The sequence below is a fragment of the Arthrobacter sp. ISL-65 genome (genome assembly GCF_018613795.1).
Lineage (GTDB): Bacteria > Actinomycetota > Actinomycetes > Actinomycetales > Micrococcaceae > Arthrobacter.
On the sequence record NZ_JAGGPN010000034.1, the window covers coordinates 14189 to 40208 of the forward strand.

The window sequence follows — 26020 nt, forward strand, 5'->3', positions numbered from 1 at the left end:
CATTTGTGAAAAAACTTCTTTGGATCATCGTTGCCGTCGCGGTGGTGTTTCTCATCATGGGCGCCGTCATCAAAGCGGTGGCCTTCCTGCTGTGGGTGGCGCCGGTCCTCCTGCTGGCCGCCGTGCTGGTGTTCTTCCTCAACCGCTCAGGCGGCAAACGCATCCCCTGACGCCCCCTCAGGTCCTGCAGACTATTTCCCAACGCTTCCTCACGTCCTGCACGTTTTGGACCGACGCTTCCTCACGTCCTGCGTGCTTCGGGCCAACGCTTCCTCATCCGGTGATGGAGTGTGCCGAAAAGGGCGACGAAAAGTGATCGTGTGTCCGAGGTTGAGCGGAGGGTGGTTACTCTGCTGACATTCCGGGTACGGCACTAGTAACGTGGAAAATTCGCAGGCTGAACGGGAGTGCAATCGTGGGACAGAACGGAACCTCCGCTGACGGAACGCACAAGGATGCGCCGGTACCCGCTGCCTGGACCGCCGGTGCCGTGGAACTCATCCTGATCCGGCACGGCGAGAGCCAGGGCAACGTGGCCGCCACCGACGCAACGGTTTCCGGCGCCGAGGTGATCGCGGTCCCGGCCCGTGACGCCGACGTCGAGCTTTCCTCCACAGGGCGGGAGCAGGTGACTGCCCTGGGCCGCGCGCTGGCGGCGGTCCCCGAGGACCGGCGGGCCGACGTCGTCATCTCCTCCCCGTACATGCGCGCCTACCAGACGGCAGAGATCGCCGTGGAGACGGCGGGCTGGCCCGTCCCCGTCCGCTCGGACGAACGCCTCCGCGACCGCGAACTGGGCATCCTTGACATGCTCACCGCCTTTGGCGTGGAAACCCGGCTTCCTCAGGAAGCAGAACGACGGCGGTGGCTGGGCAAGTTCTACTACCGCCCGCCGGGCGGGGAATCCTGGGCGGATGTGGCACTGCGGCTTCGCTCCGTGATCGGGGAACTGAACGCGCTGGGCAGCGGCCACCGGGTGATGCTGGTCTGCCACGACGCCGTCGTCATGCTGTTCCGCTACATCCTCGAAGGCATGTCCGAACGGGAGCTCCTGGACGTGGCGGCCAGCACTCCGGTCCTGAACGCCTCACTGACCCGCTATGTGCGGCCGGACGGTGTGGGCCCGTGGACGCTGGACAGTTTCAACGTGGCCGACCACCTTATGGAGCAGGGCGTCGAAGTGACCGAACACTCCGGGGACGCCAATGTCCACCCGCGCTGAGCCTGCCAGGGCGTCTGCCGCCGACAGTGCCGCCACCCTGATCACGCCGACGCTGCTGCGGAGCTGGCCGCTGCCCTCGGCGGGATCCGACAAATACTCCCGCGGCTCGGTGCTGGTCATCGGCGGCGGCCGACGCACCCCGGGTGCCGCATTGCTCGCTGGCACCGCCACACTTCGCGCCGGCGCCGGCCGGGTGACCCTGGCCGTAGCGGAGTCAGTGGCCGTTCAGCTGGCGGTGACGCTGCCGGAGGCAGGGGTGATCGGATTGCCCCAATCCGCAGGCGGTTCCGTGGGTGATGCCGGGCTGGAAAACCTGCTCGCGGACTTCGATGCTGCAGATGCCGTCCTGATCGGCCCGGGACTGGACGACATCGATCAGACCGAGGCGCTCCTCCGCGGTCTGCTGCGACATGAATCCTCCCGGGATCCGGGTGATGCTCCGACAGTTGTGCTCGATGCCTACGCCTTGGGCGCACTCCCCCGGCTGCTTGACGAACTGAGCCCTTGGGCGGGGCGGCTGATCCTCACGCCGAACCCCGCCGAGGCCGGGATCCTGCTGGGCCGGGATACTGGGGATTTGGCGGCCGACGTTGTCGAGCTCGCCCGGAAGTACCGCGCGGTGGTGAGCTGCCAGGGCGTCATTGCCGGGCCTCCCGGCGTGGGAAACCCCGACGGCGGCTCACCGGGAACCGGCTCCCCCGGCGTTGATTTCCCGGATACCGGAGACCACTGGGAAATCACTACCGGATACGGCGGGCTGGGCACTTCCGGCAGCGGCGACATCCTGGCGGGTGCCATTGCCGGGCTCCGCGCACGGGGCACCAGCGACGCCCAAGCCGCCTGCTGGGGCACGCACCTTCACGCCGCGGCAGGCGACAGGCTCGCCAGCCGGGTGGGCAGCCTGGGCTATCTGGCTCGGGAACTGGCTGACGAACTGCCCCCGCTCATGATGGAACTGGCCACGTAGCATAGGCCGGCTCAACCAGCGGGCCCAAGCCGCGGAGGCAGGCGCAACCGGCGGCTCACTTCAGCGACTTCAGGATGGACCGGAGGGACGCGGCGGCCTTGGTGGCTGCCGCCTGCGGCTCGGCCCGGCCCGCTGCAACGTCGCTGACGGCATTCGCTATTGGCTGTTCGTTCAGAGAAGCGCCGGCAAGGTCGCCGTGGCCCTGGATAATCCCCCAGTGCTCCAGGTCTTCGGAGCCCTGCAGCACGGTGGCGAGAACGTCCTTTCCGTAGATGCTGCCGAACCGCTCGGTCCTTCCCGTTGCCACGGGAAGGGACATCCAGGCCTCGGCGTACTCGGCCGGATTTGCAGCGCTGCCCGAGCGCACCGGAACCCGCTCCTCCGGGGCAATTGCAAGCCACTCGGCATAGCCGTCGGTCAGGAAGTACTCCACGAACCGGCGGGCAGGTTCGGTGTCCGAATCAGCTGTCACGGTCCACGAGATCACCTCGCCGAAGTGCGCCGGCCGCTGCCCGTCTGGCCCCTGAAGGCCGGCAACTACCCCGGTGTTCCGCGCCAGGAACAGCGGGTCTTTGCTGCATTCGGGGCAACTGGGTCGGGCGTCAACACGAGTGCCGGCCAACTCGTCCAGCATGTGCGTCGGCCAGATGGCCATGGCGGCCTTACCGGCGAAGTATGCGGTCCGCACCGAATCAATGTCCTGGATGCCAGGCCTGGAGTAGTCCTTGAGCAGGTCGCGGTAGAAGGCGAGCGCCGCCACGCACTGCGGGCTGTCGAACATGATGCGGCCCTTGGCATCGACCATCTCGCAGCCGTTGCCCTGTGCAATGTGCTCAAAGGACTGCTGCGTGAAAGCCTGGCCGGTCTTGTTGGCCGCGACAATGCCCGCCAGTTCCGGGGAATCCAGTTTCCTGGCCGCGGCGACGACGTCCGCGTACGTCCGGGGCGCCTTCAATCCAGCCTTGGCGAAGAGGTCCTTGCGGTAATAGATCAGCTGCTGCCAGGCGGAGCCGGGAACGGCCAACTGGTGGCCGTTTTCGCGCGTCAGGTCGAGTGCCCGGGCGGTCCACGTTTGTTCCCCGAGGCTTTGCACTATGGCCGCATTTGTCTTGTAGTCGATGTGTCTCGCGGCCGCTATGGTCCGGACCTGCCCCAGCGACAGGGAACCCATCACGTCGGGAAGGTCACCCGAAGCGGCCGAGGACGTCAAGACCTGGTTGAAGCGGTGCGCGGGCACACCCACAAGGTCAGCCTTGATTCCTGTGGCCGCGGTGAAATCCTCGATGACGACCCGAAGCTTGGCCATGCGGTCCGGAAGCGTCTCGGTGGTCCATACCGTGATGTTGTGGTGGTCGGCATCCGGGCTGGGTACGGGTGGTTGACCGTTGCCGGACGTGCAGGACACCAAGAAGGCCGCCGCCAAGGACACCGCTGCTAGAACGCCCGCCCTGACGTGGCCTCTGGTCCTATTCACCTGGCGCTCCTGCCAAACGGTGCCGCAGTATGAATGCACGCCGGGCAACGAACCCCGCGCACAACTAGGAGACCTGTCTTGTAAGCGTATCCAATTGCTCCCCGACTGTCAGTAGGGCGGAGCCACCACCGCGCACAGGGCGCACATGAAGGGACGGCCCCCGCTCGTTGAGCCGGAGACCGTCCGCGAGAGGATCCGGATGCTGCTGCCGTGCGCTATTTGGCGCGGTGGCGTGCTCCTGGGCTAACCGCCCCTTCTGGCAGCCAATTTAAAGCCCCGGGTCCTCCCGTTCACCGCCAGCCCCATCGGCTGGCTGTAGATGTTTTATAGCACCCCGCCCCTTCCGCCACAAGGGTCCGGCCGCGGGTTTTTTCCTTGTGAATATCCCGCCGCTGGGGCAGGGATTCAGGGCGTACGACGGCGGCCGCCGGGATGTTCCGGGGCGGTCTCCGCCGGGTGGGGGTGCTATTGCTCGGCCCGGCAGGGCGGGAGTATTTTAAGCGTGGGATTGAGCTCAAGCAGCAGGGCCCCGATGCCCCCTAAACAGGAGCACGTCAATGACGACTATCTCCAACGCCCAACTGCCCGGCGAAGCGCAGCGTCCCTCCGGCGACCCCTTGTGGTGTTCCGAGTGCCAGACAGATGAACACCTGATCGTCGAATCGATCGAGGCCCTTCATCCCGCTCAGGACGGCCTAGTGGACGTGTCCTACACTTGCGTCGAATGCGACCACTTTTATGCCCACCCGGCCGGCGTCCACGACGTGGCAGGTGTGTTGAACCGTCACGGCCAGGTGCTGGGGGTGCTGCAATTCGGCGGCGAATACTTCCACTGTGGCGCGCCAATGACGTCGCTCAGCTCGGGAACCAGCAGCATCGCCGGCTCAGAGCTGGGCCGGCACCGCACCATCCACGACGTGCATCTGCCCACCCGGCTGCTGCACTGCGCCTGCGGGTTCCAGATGGAAGTGCCGGACTGAAAAAAGACCCGCACTGAAGTGAACGCCCGAGTTTTTGTGCAGATAATGGGCGCTAGATGCCACTTTGGAGCCATTATCTGTACAAAAACTCGGGGGCAGGTTGGCAGGGAGCGGCGGCAGCCCGCCGTCGTACGGGCAACGAAGGTGAGGAGAACGGCAATGTCCATCTTGGCACGCGACATCATGACTGGCGGGGCAGAGTGCATCGGCGCCAACGAAACCCTGGAGCAGGCGGCCAGGAAGATGAAGGACCTCGACGTTGGTTCCCTCCCGATCTGCGGCGAAGACAACCGGCTCAAGGGCATGCTCACCGACCGCGACATCGTGGTCCGATGCCTGGCTGAAGGCGGCGACCCCAAGAGCACCAAGGCGGGCGATCTCGCGGAGGGCAAACCGGTGACCATCGGCGCCGACGATACGGTCGAGGAAGCCATCAGGACTATGCAGCAGCACCAAGTGCGCAGGCTGCCGGTCATCGACGGCCACGACCTGGTCGGAATGCTCAGCCAGGCCGACATCGCCCGGAACTACCCGGAGGACCGGGTGGGCGAACTGGTGGAGTTCATCTCCTACTGAGCGCCGGGCTCCGTGTCGGGCTGCCCGTCGCCGGCATCGGCAGGCTCGGGTTCGGCAGGCTCGGTGGGCGAAATCTGGGCGTCCGGGTACACCTGCTCGGGGCGGTCGCCGTAATAGCGGGCGAGCCAGCGGCACAGCCCGTCGAGGCCGGGAAACAGCACTCGTTCGGTGACGTTGGCCTGGTCCAGGTGATTCCGGATGGCCCATTTCAACTCAGCCGGAAACACCACCTTGCGGTACAGCTCCGGATGTTCCGCCAGCCAGTCCGCCAGCGAAGCCTCCGGATCCGTCATGATCGAGAACACGGCGGACTGGTTGACGATCCGGTGCTGCTCCAGGCCGCCGGCGGCTTCAGCCTGCAGCCTGGCGAGGCCGGTCTCCAGTGGATAATCGTCCGAGGAGAGGCGCCCCGGTAGGCGATGTTGATGCGGTACGTGGCCTCCGACGGCTGCCACTGGTCCTGGGTCAGGGCAAAGATCAGCTCCTGAAGATCTCCCACCTGGACTTCCTGTCCGTTTCCCCACAGAACCGCCTTTTGGACTGGCGCCAACACAACTCTCACCGGGTACTTATCTTCAGATACTAATCATGCTTACTATATTCATGCCAGCAATGGACAACCGCAGGAGAATATATGCGCAGAGCGCTTGCCACTTTCACCGCCGTGCTTGCCCTAGCCGGTGCCGGGCTTTCGCTCGCTGCGCCGTCATATGCAGGGCCATCCACGACGGCCGCAACAGCGGCTGTCCACGCCGAGGCAGTTCAAGCTGTCACGGTCCAGACGGGCACGTCCGATGCAGCCGGAACGCCGGCGCCCACAGGAACGTCGTCCCCGTCCGCAACCCCGTCGGAACCTCCGGCCAACCCAGGCACAGGAGAACCGGCCGAATCGGAAGCCAACCGCCTCGACTACGCCCCGTACGTCATCGCGGCGGTGTTGATTATCACCCTGATCATCATCTTTATCTGGCGACGCCGCCGCGGGAACAAAACCGTGGTCTAAGCGCCTCCTAGAACAGGCTTCCTTAACAAAGCACACCACAGTAGCCGTTTCACCAATTCCAACTAAGGAGTAGGCGCCATGACCACCATGAACAGCGCGGCCGGTGCAAGGTCCCGGCTGCAAAGGGCCGCCCAGGCCGTCGGAGCAGTATTCCTGCTCGTCGGCATCCTCGGCTTCATTCCCGGCATCACCACGAACTACGCGTCGCTGGGAATGGCCGGACCCGCCTCCGAGGCCCTGCTTCTGGGCGTCTTCCAGGTATCCATCCTGCACAACATCGTCCACCTGCTCTTCGGCGTGGCCGGCCTGCTCATGGCTCGGACGCCGGGACAGGCAAAGAGCTACCTGCTGTACGGCGGGGTCATCTATCTGGTCCTGTGGCTGTATGGCCTGCTGATCGGCCACGACACGGCGGCGAACTTCGTGCCGATCAACACAGCTGACAACTGGCTGCACTTCCTGCTGGGCGTCGGCATGATCGGACTGGCCCTGCTGCTGTCCCGCGACACCAGGAGGGTCCACGGTACCGCCACGGGCCATTAACCAGTAAACCTTTTGCGGGGGTGCCTCAGGCGCTATCCTGATGCCGTCGGTTCTGTGAACCGCTCACGGTGTTGCCGGCACCCCCGCACCAAACGGGGCGTTGAAGCGCGATGCCGGGGAGTGGCAGAAGATGACCGCATATCAGCAACCAGTCAGCACCACCGCCGCTGAGGCTCCCAGCGTGGTGCCCCGACGAAAAGGCAACATGGTGGTCAAGTGGATCACCTCCACCGACCACAAGACCATCGGGTACATGTACCTGATCGCGTCCTTCGTCTTCTTCTGCCTCGGCGGCGTGATGGCTTTGCTCATCCGCGCCGAACTCTTCGAACCCGGCATGCAGGTCCTGGTGACGAAGGAACAGTACAACCAGATGTTCACCATGCACGGCACGGTCATGCTGCTCATGTTCGCCACCCCGCTCTTCGCCGGCTTCACCAACGTGATCATGCCCCTGCAGATCGGTGCACCGGACGTCGCGTTCCCGCGATTGAACGCGCTGGCCTTCTGGTTCTTCCTGTTCGGCTCAACGATTGCGGTGTCCGGCTTCATCACCCCTCAGGGATCCGCCTCCTTCGGATGGACGGCGTACGCACCCCTTAACAACACCATGTTTACACCGGGCATCGGCGGTGACCTGTGGGTGTTCGGCCTGGCGCTGTCCGGCTTCGGCACCATCCTGGGCGCGGTCAACTTCATCACCACCGTCATCTGCATGCGCGCCCCCGGCATGACCATGTGGCGCATGCCGATCTTCACCTGGAACACCTTCATCACCTCGGTTCTGGTGCTGATGGCGTTCCCGCCGTTTGCCGCCGCGCTGTTCGCCGTCGGCGCGGACCGGCGCTTCGGCGCCCACATTTACGACCCCGAGAACGGCGGGGCGTTGCTGTTCCAGCACCTGTTCTGGTTCTTCGGCCACCCCGAGGTGTACATCATTGCGCTGCCGTTCTTCGGCATCGTGTCCGAGATCTTCCCGGTCTTCAGCCGCAAGCCGATCTTCGGCTACAAGGGCCTGGTCTACGCGACCATCGCGATCGCCGCCCTCTCAGCCACGGTCTGGGCGCACCACATGTACGTCACCGGCTCCGTGCTGCTGCCGTTCTTTGCACTCATGACGATGTTCATCGCGGTCCCCACCGGCGTGAAGTTCTTCAACTGGATCGGCACCCTGTGGGGCGGTTCGCTGACGTTCGAGACTCCCATGCTGTGGAGCATCGGCTTCCTCATCACGTTCCTTTTCGGCGGACTGACGGGGATCATCCTGGCCTCCCCGCCGCTGGACTTCCACGTCTCCGACTCCTACTTCGTGGTGGCCCACTTCCACTACGTGGTGTTCGGCACCGTGGTGTTCGCGATGTTCGCCGGCTTCTACTTCTGGTGGCCGAAGTGGACGGGCAAGATGCTCAACGAGCGCCTCGGCAAGATCCACTTCTGGATGCTGCTCGTCGGCTTCCACGCCACGTTCCTCATCCAGCACTGGCTTGGCGTTGAGGGCATGCCCCGCCGCTACGCCGACTACATGCCGCAGGACAACTTCATGGCCATGAACCAGTTCTCCACCATTGGCTCGTTCCTGCTGGGCGCCTCGCTGATTCCGTTCTTCTGGAACGTCTTCATCACCGCCAGGAGCCGGGAAAAGGTAGAAGTCGACGATCCGTGGGGCTTCGGGGCTTCGCTGGAATGGGCCACGTCCTGCCCGCCGCCGCGGCACAACTTTACGTCCCTGCCGCGCATCCGCTCCGAACGTCCGGCCTTGGACCTGCACCATCCCGAGCTGCGCGTCCGCGAGCACGACGCCGTGCACTCCCCGATAGCTGACGCTCTGGGCGCTGCAGACATCGGCGAGCGTGACGTGAAGAACCCGAACCCGGACGTCTGACTCCGCGGTTCCTGACACGGCGGCTCCTGACACTCAGGCCCGGCCGCTGACGGAAAGCACCTTCCGGCACAGACTGAGGCCCCGGACTCCTTGGGGAATCCGGGGCCTCACTGTGTTCAGTTCAGGTAACTGGGTTCAGTCCAGCTAACTTGCGGGCCGGCTCAAGCAGCCGCCGCGACCGGGAAGCGGCCCGCTCCGGCGCCCATACCGCCGTCGGCCGGGGCCAGGACGCGGACGTTGCATTCGGACTGCTGCGGATCAATGGAACGCGGCAGGTGGTGCGTTTTGGAGCATTCCCGCAACTGTTCAAGGGCGATGGGCTCCACCCGGGCGTGGCTGACATCGACGACTAGCTGCAGGCCCTGACGGAGGTGGTTGGCGCGCTTCATAACGACGTAAAGAGCTTGGATGCTTTGGGCGGTTACATGTCCCTGGGCGGCGACCTGAGCCTCACCGCAGTCAAGGTCCACGCGGACCAGTACCTTGAGCTTCTGGTTCAAAACTTCTCCCCTCATGCGCGGCCGCGACGCTGCGACCGGATCTAACCCTAGCCTGCATGTGACTCAGGTAACAGGAAAATCTGGAATGTTGCGGAAATGGGACATTTCCCGACCGCTCGGCATGCGGCCGTCCGACGCGCATTTTGGCCCAGGGCGCGCAAAGGTCCGGCGACGCAGGCATTCCAGCATCACCGGACCATTTGCGCGTCCTCAGGTGTTTTCCGCGTCCCCCGGTGCGCCCCCGGGCGTCCTCAGGTGTTCGCCGACGGCAGACAGCCGGGCGGGCAGCCTAACTGCGGGTCGGGTCGGGGCGCAGTGGCTCGGGCCCGGGGTCCGGCACCGGAAGCGGGCCGGGCGGCTCCGGTGTAGGAATGGGGTTCGGCGGTGCGGGACGGGACGGGTCCGGCCGCATCGGATCCGGCCCGGGCTCCGGCGGAAACGGCTCTGGTTCATGCACTGGCGGGATGGTCATACTTCCCCCTCGAAGGCTCGTGTGGGTTCCTTATTGCTGACGCGAGTTCAGGATACGCCCGGCGCCTGAACGGGGACAGGGCCTTGGCTTGCGGGCGGGGAGCGTCAAAAAGCTAACCTCTCCCCCGGTAGCGAACGGCGGCCCAAATGTCAGAGCGGCTCTATATATTGAGGAAATGACCCACACTCCCCTGCAGCAACCCGCAAGCTCCTCCGCCGCTGCCACGCCCCGGCCGCCCGTCGCCAGGAGGGTGCCGGCCGAGCGTACGCACCACGGGGACACCTTCGTGGACCAGTATGAGTGGCTGCGGGACAAGGAGTCCGAGGAGGTTGTGGCGCACCTGAAGGCAGAGAACGCCTACCAGGAAGCCCTCACCGCGCACCAGGAACCGCTGCGCGAGGCCATCTTCCAGGAGATCAAGGGCCGGACCAAAGAGACAGACCTGTCCGTTCCGAACCGCAAGGACGGCTGGTGGTACTTCAGCCGGTCGGTCGAGGGCAAGGAGTACGGCATCCAGTGCCGGGTCCGCGCCCAAAACACGGGCAATCCGGTGGCGGACTGGACGCCCCCGGCGGTGGAGGCCGGCGTCGAAATTCCCGGCGAGGAAGTCCTGCTGGACGGCAACGTCGAGGCCGAAGGCAAGCCGTTCTTCTCCGTGGGCGGCACCGCCGTCACCATAGACGGAAACCTTTACGCCTACGCCGTGGACAACTCCGGAGACGAGCGGTTCACCCTGCGGATCAAGGACCTGCGGACCGGCGAGCTCCTGCCGGACATCATCGAGAACGTCTTCTACGGGGTTTCCTTCTCCCCGGACGGCACCCGCATCTTCTACACCGTGGTGGATGATTCCTGGCGGCCGTACCAGGTCAAGTCCCACGTCCTGGGCACCCCCGTCACCGACGATGAGGTGGTCTACCAGGAGGACGACGCCGCCATGTGGCTGGGCTTTGAGCTCTCCTCTGACCGGCGTCACCTCGTGCTCGGCATCGGCTGCTCCGAGTACAGCGAAACGCGCCTGCTGCGCTTTGACGATCCCGACGCCGGCCTGTCCACCGTCATTTCCCGCAACGAGCGTGTGCTTTACGAGGCTGAGCCGTTCCTGCTCGACGGCCCGGACGGGCAGAAAACTGAACGCATCCTCATCACCCACAACCGCAACGCCGTGAACTCGATGGTCTCACTGGTGGACCCGGCCGAGCTGTCCAAGCCACTGGCCGAGCAGCACTGGAGCACCGTCGTCGAGCATTCCGACGACGTCCGGGTCAACGGGGCGGGGGTCACCGCCACGCACCTCGTGGTCTCGATCCGGAAGGACACCATCGAGCGGGTCCAGGTGATGCCCCTGTCCGGGCTGGGCACCGCCGCCCAGCAGGCTCCGGTGGAGCCGTCATTTGACGAGGAGCTGTACACCTCAGGGGTCGGCGGCTCCGACTACGAAGCTCCCGTCATCCGGCTGGGCTACACGTCCTACTTCACGCCGTCGCGCGTGTACGACTTCGTCCTGCCCACGCCCGAACGGCCGGCCGGCGAACTGCTGCTGCGCAAGGAAAGCCCCGTACTCGGCGGCTACGACGGCTCGGACTACGTGGCCACCCGGGAATGGGCCGAGGCCGCCGACGGCACCCGGGTCCCCCTCTCGGTGCTGCGGCACAAAGCCGTTGCCCGGGATTCGACGGCGGCCGGTCTGGTCTATGGCTACGGCTCATACGAGCTGAGCATGGACCCGGGCTTCGGCATCGCCCGGCTTTCACTGCTGGACCGCGGAGTTGTGTTCGTCATCGCCCACATCCGCGGCGGCGGCGAACTTGGCCGGCACTGGTACGAGGACGGCAAGAAGCTCAGCAAGAAAAACACATTCACAGACTTCATAGCGGCCACAGACTGGCTGGCGCAGTCCGGCTGGGTGGCACCGGACCGGATCGCCGCGCTGGGCGGATCCGCGGGCGGCCTGCTCATGGGCGCGGTGGCCAACCTCGCTCCGGAGAAGTACACCGCCATCGTGGCGCAGGTTCCGTTCGTGGATCCCCTCACCAGCATTCTGGACCCGGAACTGCCTCTGTCGGCCCTTGAGTGGGAGGAATGGGGCAACCCGATCACAGATCCCGCGGTGTATGAGTACATGAAGTCGTACACGCCGTACGAGAATGTCCGCGAGGTGGCCTATCCGAAGATCGCGGCGGTGACGTCCTTCAACGACACCCGTGTGCTCTACGTGGAGCCGGCCAAATGGGTGCAGGAACTGCGGAACAAGACCACAGGCAGCGAGCCGATCGTCATGAAGATTGAAATGGATGGTGGCCATGGCGGGGCCTCCGGCCGTTATGTGCAGTGGCGCGAGCGGGCCTGGGACTACGGCTTCATCGCGGATTCGCTGGGCGCCACGGAGCTGCTGCCCGGCGCAGGGCTGAAATAGCCCTCCATTGCTCCGGAAGTGCCCTTTTGAACGCTCAGAAGGGCATCGTCGGAGCAATGGCTGGGGTTTTCAAGGGTTCCTGCCTGCGGTGAGGTGTTTCCAGAAAATAGTAATCCTGCTTACTATTGACGGGCATACGGGCTCGGTGCACCTGTCCGCTGGGGGCGGGGAATCCGACGCCGGAACTGGAGCATAGCGTGAGCAATGAACAGGGATTGACCCCGCTTTCCGACGACGAACTCAATGCGCAGGCGGGCACTGCCCTGCCGGACAAGGAAGTGGCGTCCGTACTTGACCTCAATGCCGACCTCGACCTGGGCATCAGCGCCGCCGCGCCGATCGACCTCGCCGTGGCGGCCAACGCCAACGTCGCAGCGCCGATTGACGCGGCTGCCTCGGCCAACATCCTGTCCTTCGGGTCGGAGTCGCAGGCCCTCGCCGACCAAGGCGTCATCATCGACCAGGGCATCACGGCGGATGCCGCGGCAGACTCCGTGCAGGACAGCACCATCACCCAGGGGGCGGGTGCTGACGGCGGGACGCCGGATGCCGCGGGAACAGGTACGGCCGCAACGGGCACAGAGGCGGCCGATGCAGGCGCTGGAGATGCCACTGCACTGCCGGACGGCACGCTGCCCGATGGCACTCTTCCCGACGGTGCACTGCCCGACGGCACAGGTGTCGGCGCCCTTCCTGTCGATCCGGCCGATGCCCTGGACGGGGACCTGCTCAACGTCAACGTGGACCTCGCGGCCGACGCCGACATCGCCGCCCCAATCAACGGCGCCGTGGCCGCGAACGCCAACGTTGCCGCACCCATCGACGCCGCGGTTGCCGCCAACATCGGCTCGATCGACAGCGACGCCTTCGCCGTGGCCCAGCAGGACGCCATCATCACCCAGGACATCGACGGCGAGGCAACCGCATCGGCAGATCAGCAGTCCGATCTGCAGCAGTAGTTTCTAAATGAGCGCCAACCACAGCGGGCCGTCCGGCATGGACGGCCCGCCGGTCTCCCCTACACTCCCACCCGGTCAGATTCCCTCAGCCCGTCTCAATCTCCCACCGGGTCCGACGGCGGCTTCCGCACCGGGCGACCCGGCCGCGTCCCGCACTCCAGCGGGAGTCTCGACGGCATCGGAAGTCCCGTCGTCGGCGGGCGGCTCCTCCGCCCAGGGCGCCCGGGGCGCCGTCGTAATCAGCCATGGCACCGATTTCGGCGACGTGCCGGTACGGGCGGAGGGAGTCCAGCTCATCGGCGAGGCCAAGGGATCCGGCTACCGGGAGGCCCCCTCGCTGGTCCGCCGCGCCGACGGCCAGACCATCCAGCTCACGCAGCTGCTTTTCCAGGTCCTTGAAGCCATCGATGGTGTGCGAAATATCGATGAGATCGCCGAGGCGGCCAGCACGTGTTCCGGCCGATTCATCAGCGGAGACAACGTCAGGACGCTGATCAAGGGACAGCTGCTGCCGCTCGGCCTGCTGCAGCTGGCGGACGGGTCGCAGCCGGCGGTCCGCCGATCGGATCCGCTGCTGGGCATGCGGTTCCGGTACACCGTCACGGACCCGGAGCGCACCCGGAAGCTGACGGCCCCGTTCGCTGTGCTGTTCAATCCCCTGATCGTGACAGTTGTCACCGCGGGATTCCTGGCATCGTGCTGGTGGGTTTTGATGGTCAAAGGCTTGGCGTCGGCCACGCACGACGCCTTCGCGAACCCGTGGCTGCTCCTGCTGATTTTCGCCGTCACGGTCCTGTCGGCCGGCTTTCACGAATTCGGTCACGCCGCGGCAGCACGCCGCGGCGGTGCTACTCCCGGCGCGATGGGTGCCGGGCTCTACCTCGTCTGGCCCGCCTTCTACACGGACGTCACCGACTCCTACCGGCTGGGGCGTGGCGGCAGGCTGCGCACTGATATGGGCGGCCTGTACTTCAACGCCATTGTTGCCGTCGCCACCATGGGCATCTGGTGGGCCACAGGTTTCGATGCGCTGCTCCTGGTGGTGCTCACGCAGATCCTGCAGATGGTGCGCCAGCTCCTTCCCCTGGTCCGCTTCGACGGGTACCACATCCTTGCCGACGCCACGGGCGTGCCCGACCTCTTCCAGCGGATCCGCCCCACGCTGCTCGGGATCCTGCCGTGGCGCTGGGGCAAGCCTGAACCCGAGGCGCAGGCCCTCAAGCCGTGGGCACGCGCCGTCATCACGGCCTGGGTCCTGGTCACCGTCCCCCTGCTGCTGCTCAGTCTGGTGTTGATGGTTGTCTCCTTCCCGCGGCTCTTGGGCACGGCGTGGGCAAGCCTGCAGCATCAGCAGGCCATACTGTCCGGAAGCCTTGCGAGTGGGGACTTCGCCGACGGTGCCGTGCGCGTGCTGGCGATTGCCGCCGTCGTCCTCCCGGTGGTGGGAGTGGTCTACATGCTGCTGCGGCTGGCGCGGCAACTCCTCACGGGACTCTGGACCAAAACCCGGGGCAAACCGCTGCAGCGCGCCACCGCCATGGCGGCGGCCGGCGCCGTCGCCGCGGGGCTGGCGTGGGCCTGGTGGCCGCTGCCCGACAGCTACCGCCCGGTGCAGCCCTACGAACGCGGGACCCTCGCCGATGCCACGGCCGTCGTCTATCCCGTCTTGGCTGGTAGCGATGGCGCCCTTCACGAGGGCCGGTCGGGGCAGACCGTGGCACTCTGGCCGGACGGCACGGCGCTGCCCACCCGGGAGCAGCCGCAACTCAGCCTGGTGCTCGTGCCGAGGCAAGGGGCAGCACCCGCTTCCGCGCCGGGCCAAACGGACCGCAACCAGCCGGGCCCCGAGCCGGGCCAGCTGGGCCAGCCTGGCCCCGGTACGGCAGAAGGCGACGCCGCGCCGCCGTCGTGGGTCTTCCCGTTCGACAAGCCCCCGGCCCCGGAGGAGGACGGCAACCAGGCCCTCGCCGTGAACACGACCGACGGCTCCGTTAGTTACGACGTCGCGTTCGCGCTGGTGTGGGCCGAGGACGGGCCGGTGGACACCCGCAACGAGGCCTACGCCTTCGCCAGTTGTGCGGACTGCGCGGCGGTTGCTGTCGGGTTCCAGGTGGTGCTGATTGTGGGCCAGGCCGACGTGGTGGTGCCCGAGAACCTCTCCGCCGCCGCGAACTACAACTGCGTCCGGTGCCTGACATACGCCCTGGCCAGCCAGCTGGTGCTCACCCTGGACGGGACGCTCAGCACCGACGGCATGGCCAGGCTCAACGCGCTGTGGCAGGAGATCGCCGAGTTCGGACGCACGCTGCAGGGCGTTCCCCTGTCAGAGATCGAGGACCGGTTAAGCGCCTACAAGGAACAGCTCATGGAGATCATCCGGACCGATCCCAGCGCCAAGCCCCAAATCGGCACCAGCGCTCCGTCGCCGGGATCATCGCCGTCGCCCGGAGCCAGTGGCGGCTCAGACCCGGGCTCGGGATCCCAGCCGGGTGAACCGACGCCGGGTCAGCCGGCCGCGCCGTCGCCGGCCGCGCCGTCGCCGGGTGTTCAGTCTCCGGGTGCAGCATCGCCCGGCGCGCCGTCGCCAGGAACGACGGCGGACCTCACGGCTCCCACACCGGGAACGGGAACGACGCCGGTCCCCGCCGTTCCTGCCCCAGCCTCCACAGGTGCGGCACCGGCCCCAGCGGCTACAGCTCCTGCCAGCACGGCGCCCCCGTCACCGGCACAGGAGGCGGCAGGCCAGTAGAGCCACTTGCGTCGTCGTTTTGCCAAAAATGGCCGCCTGAGAACCCGCCCGGCGGCCATTTTTGGTAACCGGTGGACCCGAAGACGCAAGACGGCGGTTTGAGCGGTGAAATGACGATCGCGGGCCACGGGCCTCGCACTGAACGGCGACGTGTCCCAGGCAACATATATTTGAATGATGCTCTCGGCGCTCAAGAAATACCTGCTGCTCCCGAAACTGGTGAAGCTGTCCTCCAACGCGCCAAAGGACCCGAGTGTGGCCTGGGACCAGTACTGGGGCAGGGTCCGGGCCACCGGCGCAGGAGGCGACGTGCTGTGGGATTCCGGCAGTGACCACGAGCTTCAGGCGTATCTGGAGCACCTGACGCGGCAGCTGGACCCCAACATTCCCATCGTCGACGTCGGGTGCGGCAGCGGAGTCTTCAGCCGCGCGCTTGCCACCTACTTTCCGTATGTTCTGGGGGTGGACGTCTCAGCCAACGCCGTGGCCCGTGCGGCCGCCGAATCCGAAGGGCTGGAGCGGGTCTCCTACGTCACGGCCGACATGACAGCTCCCGCCGGCACCCGTGCAGTGGCCGACGCCCTGGCCGCAGCCGGATTCTCCGGTGAAGCCAACATCTTCATCCGGGGCGTCCTCCACGTGCTCAAACGGCCTGCCCAGGCGGCGTTGGCCGGGCAGCTGCACCCGCTCGTGGGCAAGCGTGGCCGCGTGTTCCTCGCGGAGACCGACTTCCGCGGGAATCCCATCCAGTACGTCAGCCATCTTGGGGCCACGCTGCGATCCATCCCTGGGCCACTCGAGAAGGCCATTCGCGGGCTGCCCATGCCCGGCCACTTCGGCAACGCCCAGCGCAGACGGGCATTCCCCGAGGCCAGCTGGGATGTGGTGGAAGACGGCCCCGTCACCATTGAAACCCGGCCGCTAAAGTCCCTTGACCGCCCGGAACAGATCCCGGGCTATTTCGCCGTGCTCCAAGCCCGCTAAAAACTTCCGCTGAAGACTACCGAAGCTTCAGCCAGGAGACGGCCTCGGACCGGTCCGTGAAGAACCTCGTGGGGCACGGGAGCTTGTTAATGCCCAGAATGAAATTGGCCAGCACCCGGTCCACGGGCGACGAACCGAGCAGCGCGATCCTTGAGGCCTGGCAGGGACGGCCGAACACGGCCCGGGCCCCGCGGCTCACATCGGCAGTGGTGGCCATGTCCACGAGCATGGGGTACCGGTTCTGGCCGCAGAGTGCGTTGACCTCCCCCATGGCTGCCTCGGCGTCCGCGTCGGTGATGCTGGCGCCCCTGGCCCAGGTCAGCCGCAGCAGGCCTTCGGAATCCAAATCCAGGTCGAACAGCGTGTTCGAGCCGGTGCTGTGGGAATTCAATTCAAACCTCCGCGGTGGCTAATGTGGACAAGTATCAAGGTACATCCCTCCAGGACGCGGCCGACGGCCCGCCTACTGATAATGTGAGTCCAAAATCACGGTAGCCTCAAAAGGCACTCGCAGCACAGGGGGCACATGGTCCAGGCACCGGCGGAGTACGCCTCCGCACCGCGCGAGGCGGTGGTCGCACTCACCGATGCCGCGCGCCTGGACGCCGTAGCGTCTGTCCTCACCGACGCAGGTTTCAATGTTCGGAAGGCGCCCGACGCCGGGTCCCTCGCCGGGGAGCTGGAAGGCAACCGGGCCGCCGTCGTACTTCTCGATGCGGGGCTGACAGACGGGTACAGGTGGGAAGGCACACCAGTGCTGCTCCTGGTGGACCTCGCCGGTGACTTCGACCTTGCCCGGCTTGAGTCCTGGGGCATCGCAGATTACATCTCCAGGGACGCGACTGCCCGGGAACTCACCCGCCGGGTAGAAACCCTGATCGGCCGGGCCAGGGAACGCCGCCGCATCCGGGCCCAAGCCGAGTTCCTGCGCGAAAGCCTCCGCAACGTCTCCGCCGCCATCCGCGGCACCAACAGCCCCCAGCAGATGGCCGGCCACCTGGTCCGCGGCTTTGGCGAATCCCTGGGCGTGGACCACGTCTGGTTCACCACCTTCCAGGATTCGCGCGTTCCACGGATCAGTGCCCAGTGGTCCCGGTCAGGCCGGTCCAAGCTGCCAGACACGCTCGAAACATTCGAGGACGCGGCCAGGGAGCAGACAACCGCGCTGTGGTCCGCCGCAGAGGCCCTGGCTGTTCCGGACCACCGGACGGCTCAGTCGGCCGCGCTGGCCGAGGGACTGCGGAAATGGTCCGGCCTTGGGTCCGTCCGCGCCGCGGTCGCCCTGCCGGTGGGAGAAGGCGAGTCGGCGCTGGGGGTCATCTGGATCGCGCAGCTGAAGGGGCCGCGAAACTGGACGCGGGCCGAGATCGCCCTCATCCAGCACGTGGCCGGCAACCTCGCCCACAGCCTCATCCAGGGCCACCTGATCAGCGCGCAGCTGCAGGTGCTGCAGCAGCTCCGCGAGCTGGACAAGGCCAAAACGGACTTCCTGGCCACGGTCAACCACGAGCTCCGCACGCCGCTCACCTCTATTACGGCCTACCTCGACATGATCCGCGACGGCGCTGGCGGCCCCGTTCCCCCGGGCATCGAGTCGATGATGGACGTCATTTCCCGGAACTCGGACCGGCTCCGCAGGCTGATCGAGGACATGCTCACGGTTTCCCAGCAGGACACTTCCGGCAACCTCAACCTCAAGCAGGTGGAGCTCGGCCAGGTGCTGAGGATCGTGGTGGCGGCACTGCGTCCGCTCGCCGATTCGCGCAACGTCACCATCACCGGCGCCGACTCGCATGAGGACGTGAAGGTACAGGCCGACGAGGCCCAGCTGGAGCAGGTCTTCACCAACCTCGTTGCCAACGCCATTAAGTTCACCCCGAAAGGCGGCCGGATCAGCATCAGCTTCATGTCCGCCGCCTCCGAGGCCGGCAGCCCGTGCGCCATCGTCAACGTCATGGACACCGGCGTCGGAATACCTAAGCAGGAAATCACCCAGGTGTTCACGCGGTTCTACCGGGCGTCCAATGCCTCCTCCGCAGCGATCCCGGGCAGCGGACTGGGCCTGGCCATTGCCTACGACATCGTCCGGCGCCACGGCGGTTCGCTGGACCTGTCCTCCGTGCTGGGTGAGGGAACCACCGTCTCCGTGCACCTTCCGGTCGACGGCCCCCAAGCCGAAGAAGCGGCCGACGACGAGGCGGACAGCGACGAAGGGGCAAGCGCGCCCGAAACTGACTGACCCGGCACAGACAACAGACTGACGCCCAAACGAAGATCGCTCCCGACCAGCAGGTCCGGAGCGATCTCGGTAATTCTGGTGGCTACTGCCACCCTTAGTGGGGCCACCAGCCGATGGTCGCGTAGTTGACGTCGCTGTTCGAAGTGGAGGACGTGGTGGTGTCCTTCTCCTTCGGGGCGGCGTTGGCAGGAGCAGCGAAACCTGCTACTGCCAGGATGCCGGTCATAACAAGTGTTGCGGCAAGTTTCTTCATCCGCTGTCCCCTTCGTCGTTTGTAGCCGTGAACCGAATTACATGTTACGGCGACAGTATACGGTCACTGGATCAAGGTTTGGTCAAGTCAATTCCTGTCAATTCCACAGTATTTGCCATGTTTTTCCGCCGGGCTGTTGCAATTGCCGTAACAAGGGCTTTTTCACCCGCACACCCCTGTACTCCCTGCAGGATTATGGATAATTGGGAGCATGCCTATGCAGCGCGACTTGTCCCCCTTTGTGATTGCAGAGCTGGAAGCGCGGGAAAGCTGGAAGCGTCGGGACTACAGCTCCGGATATGAACAGGCCGGGCGCGCCGCCGAACTGGCCCGTGACGCCGGCGACGAGCTTCGCTGGTGGAAGATGGTCCTGCTGCAGGCGGAGTGCTTGCTTGACCAGGGATCTGTCCAAAACTGCCGGGAACTCGCTGTGGAGCTCGCCGCCCATCCGGTTTCGGCCTCCTCACCAGACCTGGGTGCGCGGGCAGCAGTTCTTCTCGCTGTCTCCCTGCAAGGTCTTGGGTGTCTCCCGGAGGCAGTCGAGGCAGCATCCCACGCCGCCCGGCTTGTGGCCGGCGACTTTGAAAACGTCTACCTGCACATCCAGGCCCAGCAGGCCCTCATTGCCGCCCTCGCGGAAAGCGGCCGGCTGGAGGAAGCGTGGCGGGAGTGCCTGGAGCTGGAGTCACTCCTCACCGACCATGTGGACGAGGATACGGCCGGCAAAGCCTACTGGGTGATCGGCAATGTGGCGTTCCTCAGTCACCGGGTTAGCGAAGGCGGGCACTACCACGACCTCGCGGCCGGCAAGCTCTCTCCCTCCCAGGACGTAGACCTGTGGGCCCGCTTTAACCGAGGATCCGCCGAAATGCGTCTGCAGGCCAAGCTCACCGACGCCGGCACGCTGCGCTGCATTGAGCGTGCCGAGCTCGCCACGGAGGTGGTGGGCGGCAGCGAACGGGACATTCTGGAGATGTCCCTGGTCCGCGCCCACTGGTACTACCTCACCGGGGACATGGAGCGGGCCATCAGCCTCCTCACTCCGCTTCGCAGCAAGTTCCCCATCCTCGCCACCCAGACCGGCGCCGAGGCCACCTTCATCCTGGGCAAGGCACTGATGGCACAGGGACACGAAACGGAATCACAGCAAATGCTTGACGAGGCCGCTACGCTGTTCGATACAGCTGCTGCACCGGAGCGTAGCGCCACCGTCCGTGGTTTCATCGCCTCAGCGGAGCCTTCGGGCCGGCGCCAACAGCAATTTCTCCAGGGGGGGTAATGCCAGAAGCGACAGTGTTTCCCGGTGCCGCACCGCTGCAGCCGGAGTCCCCGACGCGCCCGGCTCCCGCGCCCGTCGTTACCTTCACCGTGCTGCCCGACCTTGCCGTCAAGGCGGTCCTCCCGCCCGGGGCGCACCTGAACGAGACCGCGGCCGCCCAACTGCACACCCGCCTCGGCGAGCTGGCGGGAGACCGGAGGGTCGCCGTCGTACTTGAGCTGACGGGAGTGGCCTCCGTGACCCGCGCGGCACGGGCCGCGTACGCCGCGATGCCGTGGGTGTCCGCCTGGGCGATTCTGGGTGAATCCCCGGTGGACAGGCTGCTGGGGCACTTTCTGTTGGGTGGCGAATTCAGCTCCGTGCCGGCCCGCTATTTCACCGCCGAAAACGACGCCCTCGACTGGTTGAGCCGCCTTGACGATGTTCTCTAACGACGATCCCCGGCTAGGAAAGCTGCTCGACGGCATCGTCCACCTGGCAGCCGGGGAACTCCATTCGCGCATCGAAATTTCCGAGGCCAGGGACGAGCTGGACGCGGTGATCATGGGCACCAACCTGCTCGCCGAGGACCTGCAGATCATCTACCAGGAGCTCGAGGAGCGCGTGGAATTGCGCACGCGCATGCTCAACGCGGCGCACGAAGAGCTGCAGCAGATGGCGCTCACCGATTCCCTGACGGGACTCTACAACCGGTCGGCGCTGGTCAGCGCCGTCAACGCGGCCCAGGCAGAGGTGGCCGACGGCGGGCTTCCGCCGGCGCTGCTGCTGCTGGACCTGGACGCCTTCAAGAGCATCAATGATTCGTACGGCCACTCGATGGGTGACCAGGTGCTGGCCACGGTGGGCGCACGGATCCGTTCGTGCGTGCGCGACGGCGACATGGTGGCCCGGCTGGGCGGCGACGAGTTCGCCGTCCTGTTGCCTTCCACCGCCCCGGCCAAGGCGGCCGCCGTCGGAAACCGGATCCTGGATTCGCTCAGCGAACCCCTGAAAGTGGACGGCAAGACCATCCGCTGCGGTGCGAGCCTGGGGCTTCGGATTGCGGATCCCGGCGAGACGTCGGAGGAGCTCCTGATGGAGGCGGACATCGCGATGTACGCCTCCAAGGCCGACGGCCGCAACAGGCTCCGCGTGTTCGAACCCGCCATGCTGCATGCCCGGCAGCTCCGCAACCAGCTGGTGGGGGAACTGCGCGAGGCTATCGCCACCGACCAGCTGGTGCTGTACTACCAGCCGGTCATCGAGCTTGCCTCAGGGAAAATCGAGGGCGTGGAGGCCCTGGTCCGCTGGAAACACCCCAAGCGCGGCCTGATCATGCCGGACGAATTCATCCCCATCGCCGAGGAAACCGGCCTCATCTCGGAGCTAGGCAACTGGGTGCTGAAGAATGCGGTGGAGCAGCTCCGGCTCTGGCGAACGGCTTCCGAAACCAGCCGGCACAACTTCGACATGCGCATCAACATTACGGCGGCGGACCTTCAGCGGCTCCAATTCATTGAGGACGTCCGGGAGGTGCTCACCGCGGCGGACCTCGAGCCGGCCCTTCTGGTCCTGGAGCTCACTGAAGGCGCGATCATCCAAGGCAACGAGCTCGACAGGTACACGCTCGCCAGCCTGCGGAAACTCGGTGTGGGCCTGGAGATCGACGACTTCGGCACCGGGTACTCGTCCATCAGCTACCTGCGGCGCCTGCCCGTGGACCGGGTCAAGGTGGACCGGACTCTGCTCACCGCCCTCGGCAGCGACCCCGCGCAACCGGCCCTGATCGCGGCCATCCTCCAGCTCATCCGGGCCTGCGGGCTCGAGGCCGTGTGGGAGGGCGTCGAGAACGCGGAGCAGGCCGACCACCTCCGCAACACCGGCTGCATCAGCGGGCAGGGCTACTACTTCAGCCGCCCCCTCCCCGCTGCCGAGTTCACCGAGCGCCTGGCCAGGCAGGACGTCTGGCCCGGCTGAGGACCGCTGATCGAGCTTGCCGAGATCGGGCCTGTTACCGCTGATCGAAACCACGTTGGCCGCCCGGGCTCGCAAGTTTCGACAAGCTCAACCAGCGGCCACGAGGCCGGCGACAGCCTAGCCCCCGACGACGGCGGCTGTTGCCTCGGCGATGGCGCGCTCTTCGTCCGTGGGCACCACGAGCACCGGGATGGCTGAGGCTACAGTGGAAATCACCCGGGGTTCCTTGGACCGCTCACTGTTCAGGCCGCCGTCGAGCTCAATGCCCAGCGCCCCCAGCTTCTCCCCCACCAGGGCACGGAACTGGTGCGAGTTCTCGCCGATCCCGGCCGTGAACACCAGCGCCTTCGCCCCGCCGACCGCCACGTGGTAGCCGCCGATGTACTTGGCCAGCCGGTAGGAGGCGACCGCCAGGGCGGTGGCCGCGCGGGAATCACCGGACTCAGCCGCCTCCACCACTGAGCGCATGTCGTTGTTGCCAGCGAGCCCCTTGAGCCCGGACTCGCGGTTGAGCATTGAATCGAGGTCCTCGGCGTTCCACCCGGTGCGGGCCAGGAACACCAGGATGGAGGGGTCCAGGTCGCCGGAGCGGGTGCCCATGACCAGACCCTCCAGCGGCGTGAAGCCCATCGACGTGTCGACCGACTTGCCGCCCCGGATCGCCGTGACAGAGGCGCCGTTGCCCAGGTGGGCGATGACGCCGTCGAACTCCTCCACCGGGATATCCAGCAGCGCGGCGGCACGGTTGGTGACGTATTCGTGCGACGTGCCGTGGAACCCGTACCGGCGGATCCCGTGGTTGGTGTAGAGCTCCTCGGGAACGGCGTAGCGCCAGGCGTGCTCGGGCAGGCTGCGGTGGAACGCGGTGTCGAACACGGCCACCTGCGGCATATCCGGCCACTTCTTCGTGATGGCGCGGATGCCCAGCACGTTCGCGGGGTTGTGCAGCGGCGCCAGCGGGTTGAGCCGTTCGATGGCGCGGGTGATCTCGTTGTCGATCAGCACGGGCTCGCCGAACCGCTCGCCGCCGTGCACCACCCGGTGCCCCACCGCGTCCAGCTGCCTGTCCCCCAGCACCTCATGGATGGCCGCGTCCACCTGCTCGAGGGCTTCGGCATGGTCCGCCGGGCCCATCACCTCGCCGTCGCCCTGGCCGCCGTTGGACACCCCGATCCGCTCGATCAGCCCTTCGGTGAGGACGCTGCCTTCGGCGACGTCGCGCACCTGGTACTTGAGCGAGGACGAGCCGGAGTTGATGACGAGCACGAGCATGAGGCCTCCTAAGCCTGAGCTGCTGAAACGGCGGACGGTTCTGTGGTGCTGGGGGTTTCCAAAGGGACGGCCAGGCTCTGCGCCTGGATGGCGGTGATGGCCACCGTGTTCACGATGTCCTCCACGGTGCAGCCGCGGGAGAGGTCGTTGACTGGCTTGCGCAGCCCCTGCAGGACGGGCCCGACGGCGACCGCTCCGGAGCTCTGCTGCACCGCCTTGTACGTGTTGTTGCCGGTGTTGAGGTCCGGGAAGATGAACACGGTCGCCTGCCCGGCGACGGACGAGCCCGGCATCTTGGACTCCGCAATGGAAGCGTCCACGGCGGCGTCGTACTGGATGGGGCCTTCGACGGCGAGATCAGGGCGGCGCGCCCGGACCAGGTCGGTGGCCTGCCGGACTTCCTCCACGGCCTCACCCGAGCCGGAGCCGCCGGTGGAGTAGGACAGCATGGCAACCCTCGGCTCCACGCCGAACTGGCCCGCGGTCTCCACCGAGGCCAGGGCGATGTCCGCGAGCTGCTCCACGTTCGGGTCCGGGTTCACCGCGCAGTCGCCGTAGACCAGCACGCGGTCGGGCATAAGCATGAGGAACACCGAGGAGACGATCTTCACGCCCTCCCGGGTCTTCACGAACTCCAGCGCCGGGCGGATCGTGTGGGCAGTGGTGTGTGCGGCGCCGGACACCATGCCGTCCACCACGCCCAGCTGGACCATCATGGTGCCAAAGTAGCTTTCGTCCTGCATGACCTCCAGCGCCCGGGCCAGGTCCACGCCCTTATGCGCCCGCAGCTCGGCGTACCTGGCGGCGAAGTCCTGGCGCAGCTCGGACGTGGCAGGGTCCACGATGCTGATGCCTGCGAGGTCAATGCCCCGGCTGGCGGCGAGCTCCCGGACGTCGGCCTCCCGCCCCAACAGCGTCAGATCGCAGACGTCCCGGCGGTGCAGGATCTCGGCGGCCTTCAGGATCCGTATGTCCTTGCCCTCCGGCAGCACGATGTGGCGGCGCTGCGAGCGGGCGCGTTCGATGAGGTCGTGCAGGAACCTCAGCGGGGTCATCCGCTCCGCGCGGGGCAGGTGCAGGCGCTCAAGCATCTCGGCCTCGTCCACCTGCCGGGACCACAGCCCCAGCGCGGACGCCACCTTGCGCCGGTGCCCGCTCCAGATTTCGCTGCGGACCTCGGAGACGCGCCGGGCCGTGGTGTAGGTGTCATCCTCCGTGGCGAACACCGGGAACGGGGCGGAGGCCAGCAGCGGATAAATGTTGGCGTCCGGGGCCAGGCCGCCGGTGAGGATCAGCCCCGACGGCACCGGGAACTCGGGCGAGAACGACGACGCCAGGCAGGCCACCATCACGTCCGCCCGGTCACCGGGCACGATCACCAGCGCGCCGTCGTCGAGCACGTTCAAAAAGTTGCCCACATTCATGGCGGCGACCTTAACGTCACGGACGTCCCGCTCCATGTCCGCCCGGCCGGCGATCTGCCGCAGGCCCAGCGCGGCGCCCACCTCGCCGGTCGTGGGCCGGGCTATGTCCTCCAGCTCCGGGAAGACGTACACCGGCCGGCCGGACGCACCGGGCTTAACGGCTGCCACGATCGCGTCCACGTCCTCCGGGTCTGCGCGGTTCACCATTATGGCCAGCAGCGAGCACTTCTCGGCGGCGAGTTCCTTGCGGGCGACGTCGACGGCGGCCGCGGCCTCCGCCACGCTGCGCCCCTTGGCGCCCACTACCGCCACGACGGGCGCGGCCAGGTTGTTGGCGAGGCGCGCATTGAGGTCGAATTCGACGGCGGCGTCGTGGCCGGTGAGGTCCGTGCCCTCCACGATGATCACGTCGCAGTGGCGTCCCATCTCGGCGAAGATCTCCACGCAGCGGGAGTCGATGTCCTCGCGCCTGCCCTCGGCGAGCAGGCCCCGGACCTCGGTGAACGTCAGCCCGCCGCGGCAGCGCTGGTCGTCCAGGTCAAAGCGGGACTTCATGAGCGCCACCATCGGATCCGCGCCGGCATCATCGCCATGGACCACAGGTTTGAAGAATCCGATCCGGTCCGCGTGCCGGTGGAGCGTGTCCGCCAGGCCCAGCGCTATGAGCGACTTCCCCGATCCCGGAGTGGTCGCGCTGACGTATATCCCTTTGGCCATGATCTGTCCTCTGGTTGGATGCTCCTGCGCGGAACGTGCTGCATTGGACGTGCCGGTTTGCTGACTGGATGCGCCGAGGCGCGCCCTCCCCCATACTTTCACTTGTTGCCGCGCTTCCGGGAGCACACAATGGTGTTGATTGCCACGTCGGCG

The 26020-nt window shown here is 66.4% G+C and carries 23 protein-coding genes; 16 read left to right on the forward strand and 7 right to left on the reverse strand.

The genetic code is table 11. The annotated features are described in order from the left end of the window. Window positions 1-5: 5 nt before the first annotated feature. From J7I85_RS14120 to J7I85_RS14130, 3 genes are all read left to right on the forward strand, one after another. Window positions 6-170: a hypothetical protein gene (locus tag J7I85_RS14120; RefSeq protein WP_214852655.1), complete on the forward strand. Its 165-nt coding sequence runs from the start codon at window positions 6-8 to the stop codon at window positions 168-170. Window positions 171-415: 245 nt separating this feature from the next. Continuing rightward, on the forward strand, window positions 416-1222 hold the full coding sequence (locus J7I85_RS14125; protein ID WP_374102472.1) for a histidine phosphatase family protein: 807 nt from the start codon (window positions 416-418) through the stop codon (window positions 1220-1222). Next, window positions 1206-2189 (forward strand): ADP/ATP-dependent (S)-NAD(P)H-hydrate dehydratase, encoded by a 984-nt coding sequence (locus J7I85_RS14130; RefSeq protein ID WP_214852656.1) that lies wholly within the window; start codon window positions 1206-1208, stop codon window positions 2187-2189. The genes J7I85_RS14125 and J7I85_RS14130 overlap by 17 nt, the downstream gene beginning before the upstream one ends. A 55-nt stretch (window positions 2190-2244) precedes the next feature. Here J7I85_RS14130 and J7I85_RS14135 read toward each other — a convergent pair whose 3' ends face one another. Next, the gene (locus tag J7I85_RS14135) at window positions 2245-3663 is read right to left on the reverse strand and encodes an extracellular solute-binding protein (RefSeq protein WP_308159488.1); all 1419 of its coding nucleotides are present in this window, start codon (window positions 3661-3663) and stop codon (window positions 2245-2247) included. Window positions 3664-4220: 557 nt separating this feature from the next. Here J7I85_RS14135 and J7I85_RS14140 point away from each other — a divergent pair. Beyond that, window positions 4221-4643: a hypothetical protein gene (locus tag J7I85_RS14140; RefSeq protein ID WP_214852657.1), complete on the forward strand. Its 423-nt coding sequence runs from the start codon at window positions 4221-4223 to the stop codon at window positions 4641-4643. 159 nt (window positions 4644-4802) lie between these two features. Then, window positions 4803-5219 (forward strand): CBS domain-containing protein, encoded by a 417-nt coding sequence (locus J7I85_RS14145; RefSeq protein ID WP_214852658.1) that lies wholly within the window; start codon window positions 4803-4805, stop codon window positions 5217-5219. On the opposite strand, the gene J7I85_RS25045 is transcribed toward J7I85_RS14145, so the two are convergent. Next, complete coding sequence (locus tag J7I85_RS25045) at window positions 5213-5674, reverse strand: hypothetical protein (RefSeq protein ID WP_251024356.1); 462 nt, start codon at window positions 5672-5674, stop codon at window positions 5213-5215. The two genes, J7I85_RS14145 and J7I85_RS25045, sit on opposite strands and share 7 nt — an antisense overlap. Window positions 5675-5853: 179 nt before the next feature. On the opposite strand from J7I85_RS25045, the gene J7I85_RS14155 reads away from it, so the two are divergent. From J7I85_RS14155 to ctaD, 3 genes are all read left to right on the forward strand, one after another. Next, window positions 5854-6222 (forward strand): LuxR family transcriptional regulator, encoded by a 369-nt coding sequence (locus J7I85_RS14155; RefSeq protein ID WP_214852659.1) that lies wholly within the window; start codon window positions 5854-5856, stop codon window positions 6220-6222. A 78-nt stretch (window positions 6223-6300) separates the two neighbouring features. Next, a complete protein-coding gene (locus tag J7I85_RS14160; RefSeq protein WP_214852661.1) occupies window positions 6301-6765 on the forward strand; it encodes a DUF4383 domain-containing protein in 465 nt (154 codons plus the stop codon). Between the two features lie 130 nt (window positions 6766-6895). After that, complete coding sequence (gene ctaD / locus J7I85_RS14165; protein WP_214852663.1) at window positions 6896-8647, forward strand: cytochrome c oxidase subunit I; 1752 nt, start codon at window positions 6896-6898, stop codon at window positions 8645-8647. Window positions 8648-8808: 161 nt separating this feature from the next. Here ctaD and J7I85_RS14170 read toward each other — a convergent pair whose 3' ends face one another. Then, window positions 8809-9147 (reverse strand): hypothetical protein, encoded by a 339-nt coding sequence (locus tag J7I85_RS14170; RefSeq protein WP_214852666.1) that lies wholly within the window; start codon window positions 9145-9147, stop codon window positions 8809-8811. A gap of 647 nt (window positions 9148-9794) precedes the next feature. Between J7I85_RS14170 and J7I85_RS14175 the strand changes: the two genes are divergently transcribed. The 4 genes from J7I85_RS14175 to J7I85_RS14190 all read left to right on the forward strand — a co-directional run bounded on the left by J7I85_RS14175 (window position 9795) and on the right by J7I85_RS14190 (window position 16727). After that, the gene (locus J7I85_RS14175) at window positions 9795-12035 is read left to right on the forward strand and encodes a S9 family peptidase (protein WP_214852668.1); all 2241 of its coding nucleotides are present in this window, start codon (window positions 9795-9797) and stop codon (window positions 12033-12035) included. A gap of 197 nt (window positions 12036-12232) precedes the next feature. Next, entirely contained in the window at window positions 12233-12994 is a 762-nt protein-coding gene (locus J7I85_RS14180; RefSeq protein WP_308159489.1) for a peptidoglycan-binding protein, read from the forward strand. 7 nt (window positions 12995-13001) lie between these two features. Continuing rightward, entirely contained in the window at window positions 13002-15743 is a 2742-nt protein-coding gene (locus J7I85_RS14185) for a hypothetical protein (protein ID WP_214852670.1), read from the forward strand. Window positions 15744-15920: 177 nt separating this feature from the next. Then, window positions 15921-16727, forward strand: a complete 807-nt coding sequence (locus tag J7I85_RS14190) for a class I SAM-dependent methyltransferase (protein WP_214852957.1) — start codon at window positions 15921-15923, stop codon at window positions 16725-16727. Window positions 16728-16743: 16 nt separating this feature from the next. Here the strand turns inward: J7I85_RS14190 and J7I85_RS14195 are convergent, their stop codons facing one another. Next, window positions 16744-17118, reverse strand: coding sequence for an STAS/SEC14 domain-containing protein (locus J7I85_RS14195; RefSeq protein ID WP_214852672.1), 375 nt, complete (start codon window positions 17116-17118; stop codon window positions 16744-16746). Between the two features lie 135 nt (window positions 17119-17253). On the opposite strand from J7I85_RS14195, the gene J7I85_RS14200 reads away from it, so the two are divergent. Continuing rightward, window positions 17254-18966, forward strand: a complete 1713-nt coding sequence (locus J7I85_RS14200) for an ATP-binding protein (protein WP_214852675.1) — start codon at window positions 17254-17256, stop codon at window positions 18964-18966. A gap of 94 nt (window positions 18967-19060) precedes the next feature. Here the strand turns inward: J7I85_RS14200 and J7I85_RS14205 are convergent, their stop codons facing one another. Further along, on the reverse strand, window positions 19061-19219 hold the full coding sequence (locus tag J7I85_RS14205; protein WP_214852678.1) for a hypothetical protein: 159 nt from the start codon (window positions 19217-19219) through the stop codon (window positions 19061-19063). Between the two features lie 211 nt (window positions 19220-19430). Here J7I85_RS14205 and J7I85_RS14210 point away from each other — a divergent pair, with 211 nt between their 5' ends. The 3 genes from J7I85_RS14210 to J7I85_RS14220 are packed head-to-tail and all read left to right on the forward strand — an operon-like array spanning window position 19431 to window position 22454. After that, window positions 19431-20498 (forward strand): hypothetical protein, encoded by a 1068-nt coding sequence (locus J7I85_RS14210; RefSeq protein WP_251024357.1) that lies wholly within the window; start codon window positions 19431-19433, stop codon window positions 20496-20498. After that, entirely contained in the window at window positions 20498-20929 is a 432-nt protein-coding gene (locus J7I85_RS14215; protein ID WP_214852681.1) for a hypothetical protein, read from the forward strand. Before J7I85_RS14210 ends, J7I85_RS14215 begins: the two co-directional genes overlap by 1 nt. Continuing rightward, window positions 20919-22454, forward strand: a complete 1536-nt coding sequence (locus J7I85_RS14220; RefSeq protein WP_214852963.1) for a bifunctional diguanylate cyclase/phosphodiesterase — start codon at window positions 20919-20921, stop codon at window positions 22452-22454. The genes J7I85_RS14215 and J7I85_RS14220 overlap by 11 nt, the downstream gene beginning before the upstream one ends. A gap of 117 nt (window positions 22455-22571) precedes the next feature. Here J7I85_RS14220 and J7I85_RS14225 read toward each other — a convergent pair whose 3' ends face one another. Both J7I85_RS14225 and pta read right to left on the reverse strand, forming a co-directional pair. Beyond that, the gene (locus J7I85_RS14225) at window positions 22572-23726 is read right to left on the reverse strand and encodes an acetate kinase (protein WP_214852683.1); all 1155 of its coding nucleotides are present in this window, start codon (window positions 23724-23726) and stop codon (window positions 22572-22574) included. A gap of 8 nt (window positions 23727-23734) precedes the next feature. Further along, complete coding sequence (gene pta / locus J7I85_RS14230) at window positions 23735-25867, reverse strand: phosphate acetyltransferase (RefSeq protein WP_214852686.1); 2133 nt, start codon at window positions 25865-25867, stop codon at window positions 23735-23737. Between the last annotated feature and the right edge of the window lie 153 nt (window positions 25868-26020).

What these genes read in the sequence shown, in the direction of transcription:
- J7I85_RS14130 (WP_214852656.1), top strand. Translation starts at nt 1,206, where the DNA reads ATGTCCACCCGCGCTGAGCCTGCCAGGGCGTCTGCCGCCGACAGTGCC.
- J7I85_RS14140 (WP_214852657.1), top strand. Translation starts at nt 4,221, where the DNA reads ATGACGACTATCTCCAACGCCCAACTGCCCGGCGAAGCGCAGCGTCCC.
- J7I85_RS14145 (WP_214852658.1), top strand. Translation starts at nt 4,803, where the DNA reads ATGTCCATCTTGGCACGCGACATCATGACTGGCGGGGCAGAGTGCATC.
- J7I85_RS14155 (WP_214852659.1), top strand. Translation starts at nt 5,854, where the DNA reads ATGCGCAGAGCGCTTGCCACTTTCACCGCCGTGCTTGCCCTAGCCGGT.
- J7I85_RS14160 (WP_214852661.1), top strand. Translation starts at nt 6,301, where the DNA reads ATGACCACCATGAACAGCGCGGCCGGTGCAAGGTCCCGGCTGCAAAGG.
- ctaD (WP_214852663.1), top strand. Translation starts at nt 6,896, where the DNA reads ATGACCGCATATCAGCAACCAGTCAGCACCACCGCCGCTGAGGCTCCC.
- J7I85_RS14175 (WP_214852668.1), top strand. Translation starts at nt 9,795, where the DNA reads ATGACCCACACTCCCCTGCAGCAACCCGCAAGCTCCTCCGCCGCTGCC.
- J7I85_RS14185 (WP_214852670.1), top strand. Translation starts at nt 13,002, where the DNA reads ATGAGCGCCAACCACAGCGGGCCGTCCGGCATGGACGGCCCGCCGGTC.
- J7I85_RS14190 (WP_214852957.1), top strand. Translation starts at nt 15,921, where the DNA reads ATGCTCTCGGCGCTCAAGAAATACCTGCTGCTCCCGAAACTGGTGAAG.
- J7I85_RS14200 (WP_214852675.1), top strand. Translation starts at nt 17,254, where the DNA reads ATGGTCCAGGCACCGGCGGAGTACGCCTCCGCACCGCGCGAGGCGGTG.
- J7I85_RS14205 (WP_214852678.1), bottom strand. Translation starts at nt 19,219, where the DNA reads ATGAAGAAACTTGCCGCAACACTTGTTATGACCGGCATCCTGGCAGTA.
- J7I85_RS14210 (WP_251024357.1), top strand. Translation starts at nt 19,431, where the DNA reads ATGCCTATGCAGCGCGACTTGTCCCCCTTTGTGATTGCAGAGCTGGAA.
- J7I85_RS14215 (WP_214852681.1), top strand. Translation starts at nt 20,498, where the DNA reads ATGCCAGAAGCGACAGTGTTTCCCGGTGCCGCACCGCTGCAGCCGGAG.
- J7I85_RS14220 (WP_214852963.1), top strand. Translation starts at nt 20,919, where the DNA reads ATGTTCTCTAACGACGATCCCCGGCTAGGAAAGCTGCTCGACGGCATC.
- J7I85_RS14225 (WP_214852683.1), bottom strand. Translation starts at nt 23,726, where the DNA reads ATGCTCGTGCTCGTCATCAACTCCGGCTCGTCCTCGCTCAAGTACCAG.
- pta (WP_214852686.1), bottom strand. Translation starts at nt 25,867, where the DNA reads ATGGCCAAAGGGATATACGTCAGCGCGACCACTCCGGGATCGGGGAAG.